This window comes from Sphingobium sp. DN12 (genome assembly GCF_051058005.1).
Classification (GTDB): domain Bacteria; phylum Pseudomonadota; class Alphaproteobacteria; order Sphingomonadales; family Sphingomonadaceae; genus Sphingobium; species Sphingobium yanoikuyae.
In genome coordinates, this window is record NZ_CP173717.1 from 2,570,465 (window position 1) to 2,588,037 (window position 17,573).

A 17,573-nucleotide genomic window follows, 5' to 3' on the forward strand; every position below is an offset into this window, starting at 1 on the left:
ATTCCTTGTTCCAATATCCGTTCGCCCTGAGCGAAGTCGAAGGGCCCAGCAGAGCCGCAGGCGAAGCGGCTTCGCTCCGCTCAGCAGAGGGCTGCGACAGGCTCAGCCCGAACGGGGAGAGATATGTGCGGATCATGCAGGGACGCCCTGCAAATTGAGCGTGGTCGGCGTGGGGCCGACGCGAAGCGGGTCATTCATGATCGGCGCGGGGCCGATGCTTTCGAGCAGGTCTGCCATGTCGCGCGCCGCATCCGGGCGGCCACAGGCACGGGCGCGCTTGGCGGCATTTTGCAGGGCGCCCGGTTCCAGCGCCATCTTCTGCATCTGCTTGGCCAGTTCCACCGCGGTGAAGCGCGACTGGGGGATGGTGCGGGCGCCGCCAGCCTCGGTCATCTCGCGCGCATTGGCGGTCTGATGATCGTCCATGGCGCTGGGCAGCGGCACCAATATGGCGGGACGGCCGGCACAGGTCAGCTCGGCCAGGGTCGATGCCCCTGCCCGCGCGATCATCAGGTGCGACCAGCCGAGCTTTTCGGGCACGTCGTTGAAATAGGTGGCGAGATCGGCCGGGATCTCCATCTCGGCATAGGTGGCGCGGACGCGTTCGATATCCTCGGCGCGACACTGCTGCGTCACCTGAAGGCGGCGGCGCAGCGCGATCGGCAGCATCGACAGCCCTTCGGGCACGACGCTCGACAGGATGCTCGCCCCCTGGCTGCCGCCGATCACCAGCACGCGGAACACGCTCTCGTCGGTCAGCGCGGGAAATTCCTCGTCGCGCAGCGCCTTCACTTCCTCGCGCACCGGATTGCCGACCAGATGCACCTTGCCGGCATATTTGTCCTTGAGGCGCTCGACCAGCGGATAGGCGGTGGCGATCGCGTCGACCCGGCCGGCGAGCAGGCGGTTGACCCGGCCCAGCACCGCATTCTGTTCATGGATCGCGGTCGGGATACCATCGGCCAGCGCGCCCAGCAAAGCAGGCATGGCGGGATAGCCGCCAAAGCCGACCACGGCGGTCGGCTTGAACGTGTCGTTGAGCCGCCGGGCCATCGCGCGCCCGGCCAGGATCGCCTTCAGGGCGCCCGGCCAGCTCGCCGGATTCTTGGTCATGCGGCCCGCCGGCATGACATGGACCTGTGCCTTATCGAAGATGCCGGGGATCTTCGCGCCCCGCTCATCGGTGACGAGGGCGACATGATGGCCGCGCGCCATCAGTTCCTCGGCCACCGCATGAGCGGGAATCATATGACCACCCGTCCCGCCGGCGGCGAGGACGAAGTGACGGGAAATGCTCATCGACCACTCCATTTGACGACCGTGTGCCGACCCATGAAGGGGTTGCGCCGCGTGAATGCGAGCAGCAGGCCGACGCCGATACAAAGCGCGAGCATAGAGGAGCCACCGTAGCTGATAAAGGGCAGCGTCATGCCCTTTGACGGAAAAATCTGCGCATTGACGCCCATATTGATGATCGCCTGCAGCCCGAACTGGGTCGTGAGGCCGGCGGCGGCGAGGATGGTGAAATTATCCTCCTCGTCCAGCAGGCGCAGCAGCACGCGCACGACGATCGCCAGATAGACGCAGGCGATGGCGATGCAGGCGAGCAGGCCGAACTCCTCGCCGATCACCGAGAAGATATAGTCGGTATGGGCTTCGGGCAGGCGGAACTTGTTCTGGCCGCCGCCCGGCCCGACGCCGGTGAAGCCGCCATGAGTGATGGTGCGGAAGGCCAGGTCCGTCTGGTCCGGGCCGGTATCCATCTGGACGCCGATGCCGAGGAAGTCGTTGATGCGCTGGCGGCCATTTTCATAGAACATGTAGACCGCGACAAGCCCCGCGAGCGCCAGCCCGCCCAGCATGGCGATCCAGCGCATTTCGAGCCCCGAGAGCATCAGCAGCACGCCCCAGCAGGCAAGGAAGATGACCGTCTGGCCAAAGTCCGGCTGCTTCATCAGGATCGCGGCGATCAGCAGCGTCATCGCGCCGGTGAGCGGCATCACCGGCAGGCTCTGGTCCTTGGCGCGCAGCGACAACAGCCAGGCCAGCGTCACGACATAGACCGGCTTCAGAAATTCCGAGGGCTGGAAGCGGAATCCCGGCAGGTCGATCCAGCGCTTGGCGCCGTTCACCGTGGAACCCAGCAGCGGTACGAACAGCAGCATCAGGAAGAAGAAGACGGCAAGGAAGATCGCCAGCCGCCGCGCCTGCGGCCGCGGCAGCATGGAGATGACCAGCATGATCGGCAGGCCGATGAACACCCACATCAGCTGGCGATAGAAATAGATCAGCGGATTGACCGCCACCTGCGCGGTCGAGCGGTCGATCGCGGCCACCGGCGATGCCGCGGCCACGGCGACCAGCCCGATCGCCATCAGCGCGACGATCAGCGACAGCAGCACCCGGTCGATTTCCCAGAACCAGATGGCCAGCGCGGTACGCTCGCGCGGCACGGTGCGGGTCTTGAAGCCCTTCACCAGTTCGCCCGCCCTGAACATGCCCTTACGTCCCTCGCTATCCATCCCGTTGCCCCCGATCGCCCTGTCTATTCCAGTGCGTTCTATTCCAGCGCGCTCACGGCCGCCGCAAAGGCATCGCCGCGCGCCTCGAAATCCCGGAACTGGTCGAAACTGGCGCAGGCCGGCGACAGCAGCACGACATCGCCCGGCTGGGCGATGCGCGCGGCGCGACGGACGGCGGCGCTCAGCATCTCGCTGTCATCGACCGCCATGTGCGGCCGCAACAGGTCGGCAAACATGTGACCCGCCTCACCGATGGTGTAGGCATGGGCGATATTGCCATAATAAGGCGCGCATTCGTCCAGATTGTCGGACTTGGCGACGCCGCCCAAAATCCAGTGGATGCGCGGCTTGCCATCCCTGGCCGGCCAGGCGCCCAGCGCCGGCGCGGTCGAGGCGGCATTGGTCGCCTTGCTGTCATTGACATAGAGCACGCCATTATGCGTGCCCACCGCCTGCATCCGGTGCGGCAGGCTGGCATAGCTGGCGAGCGCGGCCATGATGGTCGCGTCGTCGATGCCCAATGCCCGGCCGACCGCGATCGCGACCGCGGCATTCTGGGCATTGTGCGGCCCCTGCAGCGATGGCCAGCCAAGCTGAGCCTCCGGATCGATATCGGCGGCCTTCACTTCGCGCAGTTGCGCCGGGGCCGATGCGGCGATGCCACGGCTCGGTTCATCCTCGGTCGCGATCACCGCGACATGGTCGGCCGACTGCATCGCGAACAGCCGCGCCTTCGACGCGACATAGCCGGCAAAGCCATTGTAGCGATCGAGATGGTCGGGCGTGATGTTGAGCAGCACCGCGACATCGCAGTCGAGGCTATGGGTCAGGTCGATCTGATAGCTCGACAATTCCAGCACATAGACGCCCATGCCGTGCAGGTTCGGTTCCAGTGGTTCCTGGCCCAGGATCGGCAGGCCGATATTGCCGCCCATCCGCGCCGGGAAGCCAGCCTGTTCGATGATATGATGGATCAGCGCGGTGGTGGTCGACTTGCCGTTGGTGCCGGTGATGCCGACGACCTTGTGCGGCGGCAGCGTCGGCCGGGCGAGCGCGAACAGTTCGATGTCGCCGATGATCGGCACGCCGGCGATCTTCGCGCGCATCGCGATCGGATGCTTGTTGAGCGGCACGCCCGGCGACACGACGATGCCGTCGAAACCGGCCAGGTCGATCTCCATCGGGTCGCCCAACTCCGCCTTGTCGGCGACGGCAGCCCGCGCTTCCTCGCGACTGTCCCAGGCGACGACGCGCGCGCCGCTGGCGACGAGCGTCTCGACCGTGGCCACCCCCGAACGGGCCAGCCCCAATACGGCGTAGGTCTTCCCCTTGAAGGCCTGCGAAACGATCATCCGCTTACCTCAGCTTCAGCGTGGCGAGGCCGGCGAGCGCCAGCACGAAGGAGATGATCCAGAAGCGGATCACCACGGTCGGTTCGGCCCAGCCAAGCTGTTCGAAATGATGGTGGATCGGCGCCATCTTGAACACACGCTTGCCGGTCCGCTTGTAGAAGAAGACCTGGATGATGACCGACAGCGCCTCGACCACGAACAGGCCGCCGACGACGCCGAGCACGATTTCATGATGGGCGGTGACCGCAATCACGCCGATCGTGCCACCCAGCGCCAGACTGCCGGTATCGCCCATGAAGACGGCAGCGGGCGGCGCGTTGAACCAGAGGAAGGCCAGCCCCGCGCCGATGATCGCCCCGCACAATATGGTGAGGTTGCCCGCGCCCGGCACATGCGGGATGCCGAGATAGGTGGCGAAGTCCGCGCGACCGACCAGATAGACGATCGCCATGAACGCCATGCAGGCGATGATGACCGGCATGGTGGCGAGGCCATCAAGCCCGTCGGTCAGGTTCACCGCATTGCCGAACGCGACGATGACGAAGGCGGCGAACAGGAAATAGAAGGGCCCCAGTTCGATCGCCGGGCCATTGTAGAAGGGCACGTAGAGCGCGGTGTTGCCATGCTGGTTGACGATCATCCAGGCGGCGAAACCGGCGATCAGGAACTCGAAGGCCAGGCGCATCTTGGCCGACAGCCCCTTGTGGCTGGCCTTGGTCACCTTGTCATAATCGTCGAGGAAGCCGATAGCGCCGAAGCCCAGCGTCACGAACAGGCAGGCCCAGACATAGGTGGAGGACAGGTCCATCCACAGCAGCACCGATACAACCATGGAGGTCAGGATCATCAGGCCGCCCATGGTCGGCGTGCCGCGCTTGGCCAGATGGCTCTGCGGCCCGTCGCTGCGGATCGGCTGCCCCTTGCCCTGGCGCACGCGCAGCCAGCCGATGAATTTGGGGCCGATGACGAGGCCGATGATCAGCGCGGTCGCAATCGCCGCGCCCGCCCGGAAGGACAGGTAGCGGATGAGGTTGAAGGCCCCCGCAAAATCCAGGGTCTGGGCAAGCCAGTAGAGCATCAGTCTTTATCTCCGTCGCGGGTGGCATCGCCAAGGGCGGCGACCAGGCGGGACAGCCCGATGCCATTGGAGCCCTTGACCAGGATCGCGTCACCCGCACGCATTTCCTTGTTGATCAGATCAGTGGCCGACGCAGCGTCCGGCACATGGTCGAAGGCGACGAGGCCGCCAAGGGCGTCGGCCAGCGGCGCCATCTCCTCGCCCACCAATATCGCATAGTCGACGCCATTCTCGCTCAACGGTTGCGAGAGTGCGGCGTGCAGTTCGGCACTGCGGCTGCCCAGTTCGCGCATGCCGCCCAGCACGGCGATGCGGCGGTCGGCCTGCTCGCGCCCCAATTGCTTGAGCGTCGCGGCCATGCTCAAGGGGTTGGCGTTATAGCTTTCGTCGATCAGCAGCGCCTCGCCACCCGCCACCGGCAGGATGCGGCGCGCGCCGCGTCCGGGCAGGCCCGGCATTTCCGCGAGCGCAAGGCCCGCCGCGGCCAGATCGCCGCCCAGCGCCTCGACTGCGGCCAGCACGGCGAGCGAATTGGACACCCAATGGTCGCCCGGCGCGCCGACGGTGAAGCACAGTTCCACCCCCGGCAGCGCCGCGGTCACCAGCGTGCCGCCGCCCGGCGCCGGCACGGTATCGCGCACGAAAATATCCGCCTCCGGGCTGAAGCCGAAGGTCAGGATATGATCGGCATGACGCTCCGCCTTGCCATAGAGGGTCGCGACATGCGGGCTGTCATAGGGAATGACAGCGGTGCCGCCCGGCTCCAGCCCCTCGAAAATCTCGGCCTTGGCTTCGGCGATCTTTTCCTCGGTCCCGAAAAATTCGATATGGGCCGGCGCGATGGCGGTGACGATCGCCACGTTCGGGCGCACCTGCCGCGTCAGCGCAGCCAGTTCGCCGGCATGGTTCATGCCCATTTCGAACACGCCACAGGCCGCATCGCGCGGCATCCGCGCCAGGCTCAGCGGCACGCCGACATGGTTGTTATAGCTTTTGACCGACCGATGAACGCCGCCCGGACAGGCCCGTTCAAGGGCATGGAACAACGCTTCCTTGGTGCCAGTCTTGCCGACCGATCCGGTCACGCCGATGATCTTCGCGTTGCTGCGCTTGCGCGATGCACGGCCCAGCGCTTCCAGCGCGGCGGCACTGTCGGCCACCAGCACATGGGGATAATCGACCGGCTCGCTGACGATGGCGCCGGCCGCGCCCTGGGCGAAAGCCTTGTCGATGAACTTGTGGCCGTCGGTCGTTTCGCCCTTCATCGCGACGAACAGGTCGCCCGCGCCCACCTCGCGACTGTCGAAGGCGACGCCAGAAACGGCGAACGGCGCCGACACGGCGCCGCCCGTAGCGTCTGCGATCTCGGCCGAGGTCCAGAGATCGCTCAACCCGCGCACTCCCGTGCCACGGTGACATCGTCAAAGGGTAGCACCCGGTCGCCGATGATCTGCCCCTGCTCATGCCCCTTGCCGGCGAGCAGGACGATATCGTCGCCCCCTGCCTGACCGATGGCGGCGGCGATCGCCGCGCGGCGCCCGCCAATTTCCTCCGCCCCCGGCGCGCCCGCCATCACGGCGGCGCGGATCGCGGAGGGTTCTTCCGAACGGGGATTGTCGTCGGTCACGATGACATGGTCGGCCAGATCGGCGGCGACCTTGCCCATCAGCGGGCGCTTGCCCGCATCGCGATCACCGCCCGCGCCGAACAGAGCGATCAGCTTGCCCCTGGTATGGGGACGCAGCGCCTCGATCGCGGCGCGCAGGCCGTCGGGCGTATGGGCATAATCGACATAGACGGGCGCGCCCGCCTTGCTGATGACCGCGCGTTCCAGACGGCCCCGCACCGGCTGGACCCGGCCCAGCAATTCCAGCACCTTGGCGGTATCGCCGCCGGTCGCAATGACCAGACCGGCCGCCGTCAGCGCATTAGCCGCCTGATAGGCACCGATCAGCGGCAGATTGACCTTGTAGAGCTTGCCATCGGCTTCGATTTCCAGCGTCTGGCCCAACTGGGTCGGGGTGCGGTTGGCAAGACGCAATGCCTGCCCCTGCACCCCGACGCTCAGCACACGAAGCCCCCGCTTCGTAGCCCGCTGGATCGCCTTGTCCGACCATTCATCGTCGGCCCAGATGACGGCCGCGCCGCCGTCGCCCACGACTTCGTCGAACAGGCGCATCTTGGCGTCGAAATAGCTGTCCATGTCGCCATGATAATCGAGATGATCGCGCGACAGGTTGGTGAAGGCGCCGGCCGCAACCGGCAGCCCCTCGGTGCGATACTGGTCGAGGCCATGGCTGGACGCCTCGAACGCGGCATGGGTGATACCCTCGCGCTTGAGGCCCGACATGTTGGCGAGGAAGGTGACGATGTCCGGCGTGGTGAGGCCAGTCGATACCTGATCGACCGAGGTGGTGACGCCCAGCGTCCCGATCGAGGCCGACTTGTGGCCCAGCATGCGCCACAGCTGGCGCGCCAGTTCGACCGTGCTGGTCTTGCCATTGGTGCCGGTGACGGCGACGGTCACATCCGGGAAAGGCGCGAAATAGCGCGCGGCCAGTTGCGCGAACAGGCGGCGGGGATTGGCGTCGGCGATATGCACCGCGCCCTCGACCTTCGCCTCCGGCCGGGCGACGATCGCGACCGCACCGGCCTTCACCGCGTCGGCAATAAAATCCTCGCCATTGACTCGCAGGCCCTGAAAGGCACCGAAGATGGTGCCCGGCGCAACCTTGCGATTGTCGATGGCAAAACCCGTCACGGACGTGTCGAGGCCGGTGTTGCCACCGACCTCGACGCCCAGCTCCTCGATTAGCGACCCGAGGCGCATCACTCTGTCTCCTTGTCGCCGTGCAACAGCGGCATCAAATCCGAAATATCCACGTCCCGCCGCTCGTCCGGCATTACGCCAAGCATCGGCCCGGTGCGCTCCACCACCCGCTTCACCACCGGCGCCGCCGTCCATGCAGCGGTACGCAGGCCATATTGGCCCGTCGCCTCGTCCATCGTGACGAGAACCACATAGCGGGGATTGTCCATCGGGAAGGCGGAAGCGAAAGTCGTCACCAGCGAAGTCTTGTTGTAGCGCCCTTCCTGGGGCTTTTCAGCGGAACCCGTCTTGCCGCCCACCCGGAATCCCTTGGCGTCGGCGCTACGCCCTGTACCTGCCGACACGATCATCCGCAACAGCTGGCGCATGCGCGCGCTGGTCGCGGCGGAAAAGACGCGGCGCCCCTCGGGCACTTCATCGGCCTTGAGCTTGCGGATCGTCGCCGGACGCCAGATGCCGCCATTGACCAGCGCCGCATAGGCCGCCGCCAGATGCAGCGGCGTCACCGCGATGCCATGGCCGTAGGACGTGGTCATGCTGGTGATCCGGCCCCAATTGGTCGGCCACAGGCCACCAGCACGCTCATTGAACTCGATCGGCGCACGCTGGTCGAAATCCAGGCTGCGGAACAGCTTCTGCAACGGCGCGGCGCCCATTTCGTCGGCGATCCGGGCGGTGCCGATGTTGGAGCTGTGGACCAGGATTTCCGGCACGTTGATCCAGCGGCCAAGCGAGTGGTCGTCCTTGATGCGGAAGCCGCCAACGGCCAGCGGCGCGGTCGCGTCATAGCGCTTGCTCATCGATGTCACGACGCCCGCATCCATGGCCGCCGCGATCGACAGCGGCTTGAACGCCGAACCCAGCTCATAGCGGGCCTGCACCATATGGTTGCAGAGCGGCGATTCGGAGCAGCGCTTGCCGGCATAATTTTGCAGCTTGTTGGGATCGAACACCGGGATCGATGCCATGGCGATCACTTCGCCGGTATTGACGTCCAGGATAATGCCACCGGCACCCTTGGCCCGTGTCTGGACCAGCTGGGCATACAGCTCGCTTTCCAGCGCGCCCTGCACCCGGCTGTCGATCGACATGGCGAAGGGCCGGCTACGCTGCGCCGGATCGATCATCCGATCATTGAACGCGGCCTCCACGCCCATGCCGCCCTTGCCCTCGGCATTGGGCGCAAAGCCGAGAATATGCGCGGCCAGCGTGCGCTGGGGATAGAGGCGCTCCTTCTCGCGCGGAAATTCGATGCCGATCTCGCCCAGCGCGTTCACCGCCGCCACTTCCTCGGGCAGCGCACGGCGGCGCAGATAGGCCCAGCCGCGCCCGGTCAGCTTCTTGGCGAAGACTGCTTCGGATTCGTCCGGGAAGATTTCGTGCAGCTTGCGCGCCAGCTCGTCGGGATCACCGATCAGCTTGGACGGGCGCACCGCGATCGAATAGGCGTCCATGGTCCGCGCCAGCGGCACGCCATTGCGGTCGACAATGTCCGCGCGCGCCGGGGTGAAGCCCGACAATCCATCGCCATTGCCGTTGCCGCTCGCAAAAATGCCGACCCAGGTCAGTCGCAGGATCAGCACGGCCGTGATCATCATGAACAGGATCAACAGCAACATCAGGCGATTATGCGCGATCGCCGTCAGGTTGACCCGCTGCCGCCCGGCACGGGCGCCGCCCGGCTGGACGATGATCGTGGCCATTAGCGGCCTCCCTTTCGCTCGCGCGCCGCACGCGCACTGAGGTCACCCATGGTGCTGTCGTCCAGCAGCTTGGCGTCCAGCATCGCCATGCGCTCGGCCCGGCGCGCGACCGGATTGGGCCGCGACACGTCGGCGTCGGCCTTGGCGCGCTGTTCGGCCAGCTTCACCGGCGCGGCGGGCTTGGCCAGCTTCTCGACATTGTCGGCGGCGTGCGCCTCGCGGATCACGGCGATATCGCTGCGGATCTGGCTGGCGGCAGGACTGGCCGGCGCGGCCTGCGGCGCGGACGGCAGATCGGCCGGCGTCTCGACCATCGCCACCATCACCGGCGGCGCGACATAGTCCGGGCCGTTGGGCTGGACACCATCCAGATGCGCCAGCGCCTGTTCGCCCGCCAGATACTGGCCGGCGGTCGGCGTCGCATACATGAAGTCGTCCTGGTTCCACCGCTCCAGCTGGCGCATGCTGGCGCGCGCGCTGAACTCGGTTTCCAGATAGCGGATATCGCCGCGCGCCTGCGCGATCTGCATCCGCACCCGCATCACGTCATTGCGCTCGGTCGCGACCTTCAAGGAGACGAGATAGGCGCCGAGCGCGCCCAGCGCGACCAGCAACACCCAGATCAGGCTCTGCAATCTCTTGACCGCGATCATGGCCGGGCACTCCGATGGGCATTGGCAACAGGGGCGCCGGTCCGCACGGCGCTGCGCAGGGTGGCGGAACGGGCACGCGGATTGCGCGCCAGTTCAGTTTCGCCGGGCTTGACGGCCTTGGCGGGCTTTTCGAATGCAGGCGCGACCTCGGCCTTCTTCTCGGGCAGGTGGCGTGATCCGCCCGCCTCGCTGCCGCTGCGCTTGCGCAGGAACTGCTTGACGATGCGGTCCTCCAGACTGTGGAAGGTCACGATCGCAAGCCGGCCGCCCGGCTCCAGCAGCGCTACCGCCGCTTCGAGCGCGCGCTCCAGCTCCTCCAGTTCGCGATTCACATGGATGCGGATCGCCTGGAAAGTGCGGGTCGAGGGATCCTTCTTGTCATGCGGCTTGTAGCCCAGCGCCCGGCGCACCACGGCAGCAAGCTGCCCGGTCCGCTCCAGCGGCCGTGCATCGACGATCGCGCGGGCAACCCGGCGCGAACGCGGCTCCTCACCATAGCGATAGATGACGTCGGCAATATCCTCTTCCGCGGCGGTGTTGAGGAAATCGGCCGCGCTCATGCCACCCTGGCTCATCGTCATGTCGAGCGGACCGTCCGCCTGGAAGGAAAAGCCGCGTTCGGGCCGGTCAAGCTGCATCGACGACACGCCGATATCCAGCGTGATACCCGACACGCTGCTGACGCCACGTTCGGCCAGCAGTTCCTCCATCCGCGAAAATTCGCCGGGGATCAGGGTGATACCCTTTTCATCGGCCAGCGCCTGCCCTTCCCGGATCGCATCGGGGTCGCGATCAAAGGCGAAGACCTGCGCGCCAGCCGCCGCCATGGCGCTGGAATAGCCGCCCGCGCCGAAGGTGCCGTCGACATGTCGCTCGCCTGGGGTAATGGCGAGCGCATCGAGCACTTCGGTCAGGAGGACAGGGATATGCGGCGCGGCGCTCATTTGCCGCCCTCCGCTGCGCGCTGTTCCAGCCAGCGGCGCACCTTGTTGCGGATCAGCGCCGGGCGATCCGGGCTTTCGACCAGCGCCTCGGGCTTCCAGATCTGGAAATAGCGGCCAACGCCATAGAAGAACACGACGTCGGTGATACCGGCCTCTTCCTTGATATCGGGGTGCAGGAAGAAGCGGCCACCCTCGTCGAAATTCACGTCCTCGATCGTGCCCAGGCGATTTTCGCGCTCCAGATCGCCGTTGAAGGGACGATTGGCGGCGCGTGCCTCGCGCTCCAGCTCATTCACTTCCTCGAACAGGAACAGCTTGTGGGACAGGCCGAAGCCGGTGGCGCAGCCATTGTCCATATGGACCGACAGGCACAGACGGTTCTCGCCGCCGCTCGCCAGCTTCACCTGGCGGCGCATCTCCAGGGGCAGCACGAAACGGCCCTTGCCGTCCGCGACGCTGAACGCGTTGCCCGAATAGAGAATGACGTCCGACACGCTGGAAATTCGCCCCTTTTAAGCAGGGCGCAGGCCTCCCGTCGCCGGAATCGCGTTTTCGAATCCCGGCGCAAGACTCTCGCAAAGCCTGACTAACCCCAATGTTGGAATATCTACCAAGCATGAGGCGGCCTGCAAAGGGAAATGTTGGGTGAAGTTGGGAAAAGCCGGTCAGAAACGGGATTAACCGTTTTTTCCTCCTTTCACCAGCTTATTTTCACTTTTTGTTCTCATGCCATTCCGCCCGGACGACGGCGCAGCAGCATCAGACCCACTATCGCCCAGCCTGTCCCAGCCAGAAGCGCCGATCGCAGCCCCAGCCGGACATCCGCGACATTCCGCATCCAGCGGCGACCATCCGGCATCTCCGCCCCCAGCCATTGCGCCACCAGCGCCGGCGTATCCGCGCTCCAGGCGCGCGGATCGAGCGGACGCGCCGGATCGGCCAGCCACAACCGGTCGTCGATCAGGTCCGCGTCGCCCAGCAGCAGCGCCTCCCCGCGACCGATCCGCAGCCGCAGCGGAACAGCGCCCTCCTGCCCCTCCAATGACAGGGGCTGCATCCCGGCCATCGTCAAAAGCCGGTCATCGGGCAGGAAATGGCGTATTTCCTGATCGCGCACCGCCCCGCCCCGCACGCCCCAATGCGCCAGCAGAGGGCCAAGCGTGCCGACCATCGGCGCCCGGCGCCGGTCACCCAGCGGCAGACCGGACGGCCAGCGCAGACGCGGATCGGTGAGCAGCAGCAGCCGGCCGCCATCCCGGACCCAGCGGTCAAGCGCGACCAGCGCCTGCGGCGTCATCGGTCGGGGCTGCGCCAGCAGCAGCACGGGCGCGCCGGATGCGGCCAGTGCCCGCACATCATCGATCGGCCGCACGTCGAACCGGCTGCGCAGCAGCGTCACGATCGGCGCGTCCCGCCTTGTCCCAGCCCCACCCTCTTCCCAGAAGAGCGGCAGCGCGGTGATGACGGCAAGCACCGGACGATCAGGCTGGGAGGAAATGGGACGGGCCGGACCGAAGCCGAGCAGCAGCAGCGCCGCGGCCAATGCGACACATGCCGGCAGCCAGCGCCGCTGCCACAGCAAAGCGCCACCGCCGGCCGCCGCCAGCGCCAGCAGCAGCAAGCCGATGATGGCCCAGGGGGCAGGCATGCGTGCAGCAGCCAGGGCGCAGAAGAGCAGCGCCATCCCGGCGCCACCCAGCCCCACCCACAGCGCCTGCAGAAAGCCCTGCCGCGCCAGCCACCACCCCGTTGGCACGAGCAACAGCAGTGCCGGCCAGCCCCAGCACCATGGATCCGCCTGCCCGGTGCGCCAGGCAGCCGCCAGACCGGCGAGCAGCATCAGCGTCGCCGGCAGCAACAGGGTGAGCAATCGCGAAAGACAGCGAACGAACGACATCATCGCCCGTCAGGGCGTCTGCGGCGTGGGTTCCTGGTCCATCGGCTTGCGGATCTTGGGATCGGGCTGCAGATCGGGGACGATCGGCGCCATTTCCGGCGCGGGTTGCACGCCCAGTTCGGCGAGCGGCTCCTTGGGCGTGGTGGCGGCAACAGCGGCATTGACGTCGATCGTCGGCACGGCCGGCGGCGCGGACGCGATATCGTCCACCCGCGCCTTGTCGATGACGATGTTCGCCAGTCCGACCAGCAGGACAACGCCTGCCAGGCCGGTCAGCCCTATCTGAACGCGCTGCAACCCCTCCTGTCGGCGGGAATGATCAGCCATGAACATGCTCTATTTTATGCCGCCGCGACCCGTGTCGGCCCGTCAATTGTGCGCGAGCCAGGGGAATATCGTCAAGCCCTTCGATTCGAGCCACTGCCGGTTGTAGAGGGTCGACAGATAGCGGAATCCGGTATCGCACAGGATTGTCACGATTTTCTTGCGCGGCCCAAGCTGTTTCGCAAGCGCAACGGCACCCGCGACATTGATGCCCGACGACAGACCCAGGCACAGCCCCTCCTCGGCCAGCAGGCGGCGGACCCACTCCAGCCCTTCCTCGTCGGAAATGCGGAACTGGGTGTCGATCGGTGCGCCTTCCAGATTGGCGGTGATGCGCCCCTGGCCGATGCCTTCGGCGACCGAATTGCCCTCCGCCTTCAACTCGCCATGGGCATAATAATTATAGAGCGCCGCGCCATGGGGATCGGCGAGGCCGATGACGATATTCTCGTCATGCGCCTTGAGGCCAAGGCCCACGCCGGCGATCGTGCCGCCGGTGCCCGCCGCACAGATGAAGCCGTCGATCCGGCCTTCCATCTGGGTCCAGATTTCCTCGGCCGTGCCGACGATATGCGCCTTGCGATTGGCGATATTGTCGAACTGGTTGGCCCAGATCGCACCTTCCGTCTCCTCCGCCAGGCGGCGCGAGGTGTGGACGAAATGGCCGGGGTTGGAATAGGGCGCCGCCGGCACCGTCACCAGTTCCGCGCCCAGCGCGCGCAGTGTGTCCATCTTTTCCCGGCTCTGCGTCTCGGGCATGACGATGATCGACTTGTAGCCCTTGGCATTGGCGACCAGCGCCAGGCCGATGCCGGTATTGCCGGCCGTCCCCTCGACGATCGTGCCGCCGGGCTTCAACAGCCCCTTCTCCTCGGCATCATTGACGATGAACAGGGCGGCGCGATCCTTCACCGATGCGCCGGGATTGGCGAATTCGCACTTGGCGTAGATATCGCATCCGGTGGCTTCGGACGGACCGGCGAGACGCACCATCGGGGTATTACCGATCAGGGCGAGGCTATCTTTCTGGAGCAGCATGCACCCCGCATAGCGGAGCCGATACGTGCTTGCCAAGCAAGGGAATGCTGCATCACGAAAAGAGCCGGTTTGCCCCGGCTTTGCGCGCCGCCCCCCCCCACTCCCGACACATGCCCCGCCCGATTCCGTGGAGGAATTGGAAAGGAAAATCGGCTATGGCCAAGGCCGCGCGGCAATCGGGCCCGCTCGATACCGGCTGGATGATGCGGCTTTCGCGACAACAGGAACGATGGATCTGGCATGGCGGCCTGGGCGCACTGGCGCTTGCGGTGCTGGTCGTGCCGCATCTCATCACCGCCGCGCCGCTCGACATGCTGGCCGAGGATCATCATGGCCCCGACCCGGCCGAACAGGCGGGCGCCAATTTCCCCGGCTCCGCCTTCTTCTATGCCGAAGGCGCCTTTGATCCGGCGCCCGGCGCACTCACCATCCAGAGCCCGCATGTCATGGGCCTGGCCGAGGTCAAGGCGGCACCGGCCGCCACCTTCCGCGGCATCACTCCAACAGACAGCTATCGCGCGCTCAACTGCCTGACATCGGCCATCTATTATGAAGCCGGGAATGAGCCGGAGGAGGGCCAGCGCGCCGTCGCACAGGTGGTATTGAACCGCGTGCGCAGCCCGCTCTGGCCCAACAGCGTCTGCGGCGTCGTCTATCAGGGGTCGGAACGCACCGACTTCCACTGCCAGTTCACCTTCAGCTGCGATGGCGCCATGGCCCGCCTGCCCAACGCCGTCGCCTGGGTCCGCGCGCGCGGCATCGCCCAGCAGGCATTGTCGGGCAAAGCCTATGCCCCGGTGGGCCTTGCCACCCATTATCATACGCTGGCCGTCCGCCCGGCCTGGTCCGCCACGCTGCAGCCGGTTGCCGTGATCGGCGCCCATATCTTCTATCGCGGCATGGGCTTCAACGGCACGCCCGCCGCCTTCAGCGACGCCTATCCGGGGCGCGAACTGATATCCGGCCCTGCCCGCCGGATCTGGCCGGTCCAGCCGGTTACGCCCGTCGAACTGATGAGCGCGGGACCGGCAACCGCCTATGTGCCCCTGCCGCCGGTCGCGCCCTCCACGCCGGTGCCCCAGCCCGCCCCCGCGCCCGTCCTCACCGCGCCGATCGACAATCTGCCGGAATCGACGATCCGCCCCGAATATCGCAACAGCGGCCGGCCGCTCGGTTGAACCGCACCATCTTTTTGCGCTCGCCTGGCGAGATTATTTTAGGTTAATATCCAATTAACCAGCGAAATGCCTGAAAACAAGGGTAATTAAAATTCGCGATCAGGAGCGGAAATCGGGAACCACCCGCTTTGCCGCTCGTTCTGCATTTCGGATAGCAAATCTTTTGCCCCCCGCTCTTGCTATCCAAAAAATATGAGCCCGGAACGCATCATCCCCCCCCGACGCGTTCCGGGCTCAGACTTTTTCGGGCCACCCTCCCTCATCGCCGAACCAGCGTCAGCCGGCGGAACCCTTCCCGTCCAGGCGTGTTCTCCAGCGGTCACCGATATGGCTCGCCATGCGGTCGGCCGAATTTCGGAAGGAGAAACCGATGACCAAGACAATCGTCACCGCCCTGCTGCTCACCGGCTCGCTGCTGGTATCCGCCTGCAACACGGTGGAAGGCGCTGGCAGGGATGTGCAGAGCGCCGGCAAGGCCGTCGAGAAGTCGGCCAACTGATCACATAAAAAGGCCCGCGTTTCGCGGGCCTTTTCTTATGCGGATGCTTCCTCGGCCGCCGCTTCTGCGGCGGCACGTTTCGCCTGGCTGCGATCGGTGAACCAGATCGCGACCAGCGTGATTTCGTAGAGCAGCAGCAACGGGATGGCGAGCATCAGCTGCGACACCACATCCGGCGGGGTCAGCACCGCGGCCAGGATGAAGGCGCCGACAATCATGTAGCGGCGCATGCCCTTGAGCTGCTCGCGCGACACGAAGCCGGCCCGGTTGAGCAGCATCAGCAGCACCGGCAGCAGGAAACAGATGCCGAAAGCCAGGATGAATTGCATCACCAGGCCCAGATAGCTGTCCGCGCTCGGCAGCGCCTCGACCTGCAGCCCGCTACCATTGCCCTGATAGCCCAGGAAGAAATGGAAGGCGGTCGGCATCACCACGAAATAGGCGAGGCTCGCGCCCAGAGCGAACAGGAAGGGGGTTGCGATGATGAAGGGCAGCAGTGCCTTCTTTTCCTTCGCATATAGCCCCGGCGCGACGAACGCCCAGAGCTGGTTGGCGATGATCGGGAAGGACAGGCAGAAGGCGCCGAACAGCGCGATCTTGATCTGCACGAAAAAGGCTTCATAGAGCTTGGTATAGACCAGCTTGCCGCCGGCATCGCCAAAGGCTTCCTTGAGCGGATGCACCAGGATGGCGAAGAGCTGCTCCGAAAAATAGAAGCAGATCGCCCCGGTGATGGCGAGCGCGTAGACGCATTTGAGCAAGCGGCTGCGCAGTTCGATCAGATGGTCCAGCAAGGGCGCCTTGCTGTCGTCAATATCGCCGATCATGCCGCCGCATCCCCCTGCTTGGGTGCAGCGGGTTCTTCCGCGACATAGGGCGGCTTGTCCGCCACCGGCGGCGGCGCAGCCTCCGCCACATAGGGCGGCGCATCGGCAGCGGGGGCCGCCGGCGCTTCCGCCACATAAGGCGGCTTGTCGTCTACAGCCGAAGCAGCGGGCGCATCGCTGGCCGAACCATGCTCGATGACCTGGGTTTCGGGAACCTGGGTCTCGGGCGGATGCTCGGCCATGATGCGCTTATTCTGCTCGGCCCATTTCTTTTCCAGCTCTTCCAGCTCGACTTCCCGCACCATGGCATCAATGCCGGTGCGGAAATGCCGGGCCATGCCCTGGGCCTTCCCCACGATCTGCCCCACCTTGTAGAGCGCGCGCGGAAGATCCTTCGGGCCGATCACGATCACCGCAATGATCACGATCACCAGAAATTCGGTCGAATCGATGCCAAACATGCGCGACTACCAGCCTGCGTTAGAGATCAGGCCTTGGTCTTTTCTTCGGTTGCGCTCGGCGCATCCTGTTCGGGCACGCGATGACCCTCGATCCGGGTCGCTGGCTTTGCCGGCGTCGCGTCATCCTCGTCGTCGGCCATGCCCTTCTTGAAGCTCTTGATGCCCTTGGCCACGTCACCCATCAGGCCGGAAATCCGGCCGCCACCGAACAGCAGCATGACGACCAGGAGCACGATCACCCAGTGCATCAGCGAGAAAGAACCCATT

General features: G+C 65.8%; 18 protein-coding genes. 2 read left to right on the top strand and 16 right to left on the bottom strand.

Annotated features, from left to right (window positions below):
• Positions 1–132: 132 nt before the first annotated feature.
• From murG to ACI6S0_RS12225, 13 genes are all read right to left on the bottom strand, one after another.
• Positions 133–1,299 carry an undecaprenyldiphospho-muramoylpentapeptide beta-N-acetylglucosaminyltransferase gene (gene murG, locus ACI6S0_RS12165; RefSeq protein WP_017501212.1) on the bottom strand — a complete coding sequence of 389 codons (1,167 nt, stop codon included), beginning with the start codon at positions 1,297–1,299 and terminating at the stop codon, positions 133–135.
• Positions 1,296–2,498: an FtsW/RodA/SpoVE family cell cycle protein gene (locus tag ACI6S0_RS12170; protein ID WP_010336276.1), complete on the bottom strand. Its 1,203-nt coding sequence runs from the start codon at positions 2,496–2,498 to the stop codon at positions 1,296–1,298. The genes murG and ACI6S0_RS12170 overlap by 4 nt, the downstream gene beginning before the upstream one ends.
• A 62-nt stretch (positions 2,499–2,560) precedes the next feature.
• Positions 2,561–3,874 carry a UDP-N-acetylmuramoyl-L-alanine--D-glutamate ligase gene (gene murD, locus ACI6S0_RS12175; protein WP_434403205.1) on the bottom strand — a complete coding sequence of 438 codons (1,314 nt, stop codon included), beginning with the start codon at positions 3,872–3,874 and terminating at the stop codon, positions 2,561–2,563.
• Positions 3,875–3,878: 4 nt separating this feature from the next.
• Positions 3,879–4,952: a phospho-N-acetylmuramoyl-pentapeptide-transferase gene (gene mraY, locus ACI6S0_RS12180; protein WP_017501213.1), complete on the bottom strand. Its 1,074-nt coding sequence runs from the start codon at positions 4,950–4,952 to the stop codon at positions 3,879–3,881.
• Positions 4,952–6,343 carry a UDP-N-acetylmuramoyl-tripeptide--D-alanyl-D-alanine ligase gene (locus ACI6S0_RS12185; protein WP_434403206.1) on the bottom strand — a complete coding sequence of 464 codons (1,392 nt, stop codon included), beginning with the start codon at positions 6,341–6,343 and terminating at the stop codon, positions 4,952–4,954. The genes mraY and ACI6S0_RS12185 overlap by 1 nt, the downstream gene beginning before the upstream one ends.
• Positions 6,340–7,782 (bottom strand): UDP-N-acetylmuramoyl-L-alanyl-D-glutamate--2,6-diaminopimelate ligase, encoded by a 1,443-nt coding sequence (locus ACI6S0_RS12190; protein ID WP_010336273.1) that lies wholly within the window; start codon positions 7,780–7,782, stop codon positions 6,340–6,342. Before ACI6S0_RS12190 ends, ACI6S0_RS12185 begins: the two co-directional genes overlap by 4 nt.
• Positions 7,782–9,485, bottom strand: a complete 1,704-nt coding sequence (locus ACI6S0_RS12195; RefSeq protein WP_037517204.1) for a peptidoglycan D,D-transpeptidase FtsI family protein — start codon at positions 9,483–9,485, stop codon at positions 7,782–7,784. The genes ACI6S0_RS12190 and ACI6S0_RS12195 overlap by 1 nt, the downstream gene beginning before the upstream one ends.
• Positions 9,485–10,138: a hypothetical protein gene (locus tag ACI6S0_RS12200; RefSeq protein WP_004207966.1), complete on the bottom strand. Its 654-nt coding sequence runs from the start codon at positions 10,136–10,138 to the stop codon at positions 9,485–9,487. Before ACI6S0_RS12200 ends, ACI6S0_RS12195 begins: the two co-directional genes overlap by 1 nt.
• A complete protein-coding gene (gene rsmH / locus ACI6S0_RS12205; protein ID WP_434403208.1) occupies positions 10,135–11,082 on the bottom strand; it encodes a 16S rRNA (cytosine(1402)-N(4))-methyltransferase RsmH in 948 nt (315 codons plus the stop codon). Before rsmH ends, ACI6S0_RS12200 begins: the two co-directional genes overlap by 4 nt.
• Positions 11,079–11,576, bottom strand: coding sequence for a division/cell wall cluster transcriptional repressor MraZ (locus tag ACI6S0_RS12210; protein WP_004207968.1), 498 nt, complete (start codon positions 11,574–11,576; stop codon positions 11,079–11,081). The genes rsmH and ACI6S0_RS12210 overlap by 4 nt, the downstream gene beginning before the upstream one ends.
• Before the next feature lie 230 nt (positions 11,577–11,806).
• A complete protein-coding gene (locus tag ACI6S0_RS12215; RefSeq protein WP_434403209.1) occupies positions 11,807–12,982 on the bottom strand; it encodes a Gldg family protein in 1,176 nt (391 codons plus the stop codon).
• A 6-nt stretch (positions 12,983–12,988) separates the two neighbouring features.
• Positions 12,989–13,306, bottom strand: a complete 318-nt coding sequence (locus tag ACI6S0_RS12220; RefSeq protein ID WP_004207970.1) for a hypothetical protein — start codon at positions 13,304–13,306, stop codon at positions 12,989–12,991.
• A 42-nt stretch (positions 13,307–13,348) separates the two neighbouring features.
• Positions 13,349–14,341: a cysteine synthase A gene (locus tag ACI6S0_RS12225; protein WP_434403210.1), complete on the bottom strand. Its 993-nt coding sequence runs from the start codon at positions 14,339–14,341 to the stop codon at positions 13,349–13,351.
• 200 nt (positions 14,342–14,541) lie between these two features.
• Between ACI6S0_RS12225 and ACI6S0_RS12230 the strand changes: the two genes are divergently transcribed.
• Positions 14,542–15,519: a cell wall hydrolase gene (locus ACI6S0_RS12230; RefSeq protein ID WP_434405943.1), complete on the top strand. Its 978-nt coding sequence runs from the start codon at positions 14,542–14,544 to the stop codon at positions 15,517–15,519.
• A gap of 370 nt (positions 15,520–15,889) precedes the next feature.
• On the top strand, positions 15,890–16,018 hold the full coding sequence (locus ACI6S0_RS12235; protein WP_004207973.1) for an entericidin A/B family lipoprotein: 129 nt from the start codon (positions 15,890–15,892) through the stop codon (positions 16,016–16,018).
• Between the two features lie 35 nt (positions 16,019–16,053).
• Here the strand turns inward: ACI6S0_RS12235 and tatC are convergent, their stop codons facing one another.
• Genes tatC through ACI6S0_RS12250 form a run of 3 tightly spaced genes read right to left on the bottom strand, consistent with a single transcriptional unit; the run spans position 16,054 to position 17,572 of the window.
• On the bottom strand, positions 16,054–16,845 hold the full coding sequence (gene tatC / locus ACI6S0_RS12240; protein WP_004207974.1) for a twin-arginine translocase subunit TatC: 792 nt from the start codon (positions 16,843–16,845) through the stop codon (positions 16,054–16,056).
• Positions 16,842–17,306 (bottom strand): translocase, encoded by a 465-nt coding sequence (locus tag ACI6S0_RS12245; protein WP_434403211.1) that lies wholly within the window; start codon positions 17,304–17,306, stop codon positions 16,842–16,844. The genes tatC and ACI6S0_RS12245 overlap by 4 nt, the downstream gene beginning before the upstream one ends.
• 26 nt (positions 17,307–17,332) lie before the next feature.
• Positions 17,333–17,572: a twin-arginine translocase TatA/TatE family subunit gene (locus tag ACI6S0_RS12250; RefSeq protein WP_004207976.1), complete on the bottom strand. Its 240-nt coding sequence runs from the start codon at positions 17,570–17,572 to the stop codon at positions 17,333–17,335.
• Between the last annotated feature and the right edge of the window lies 1 nt (position 17,573).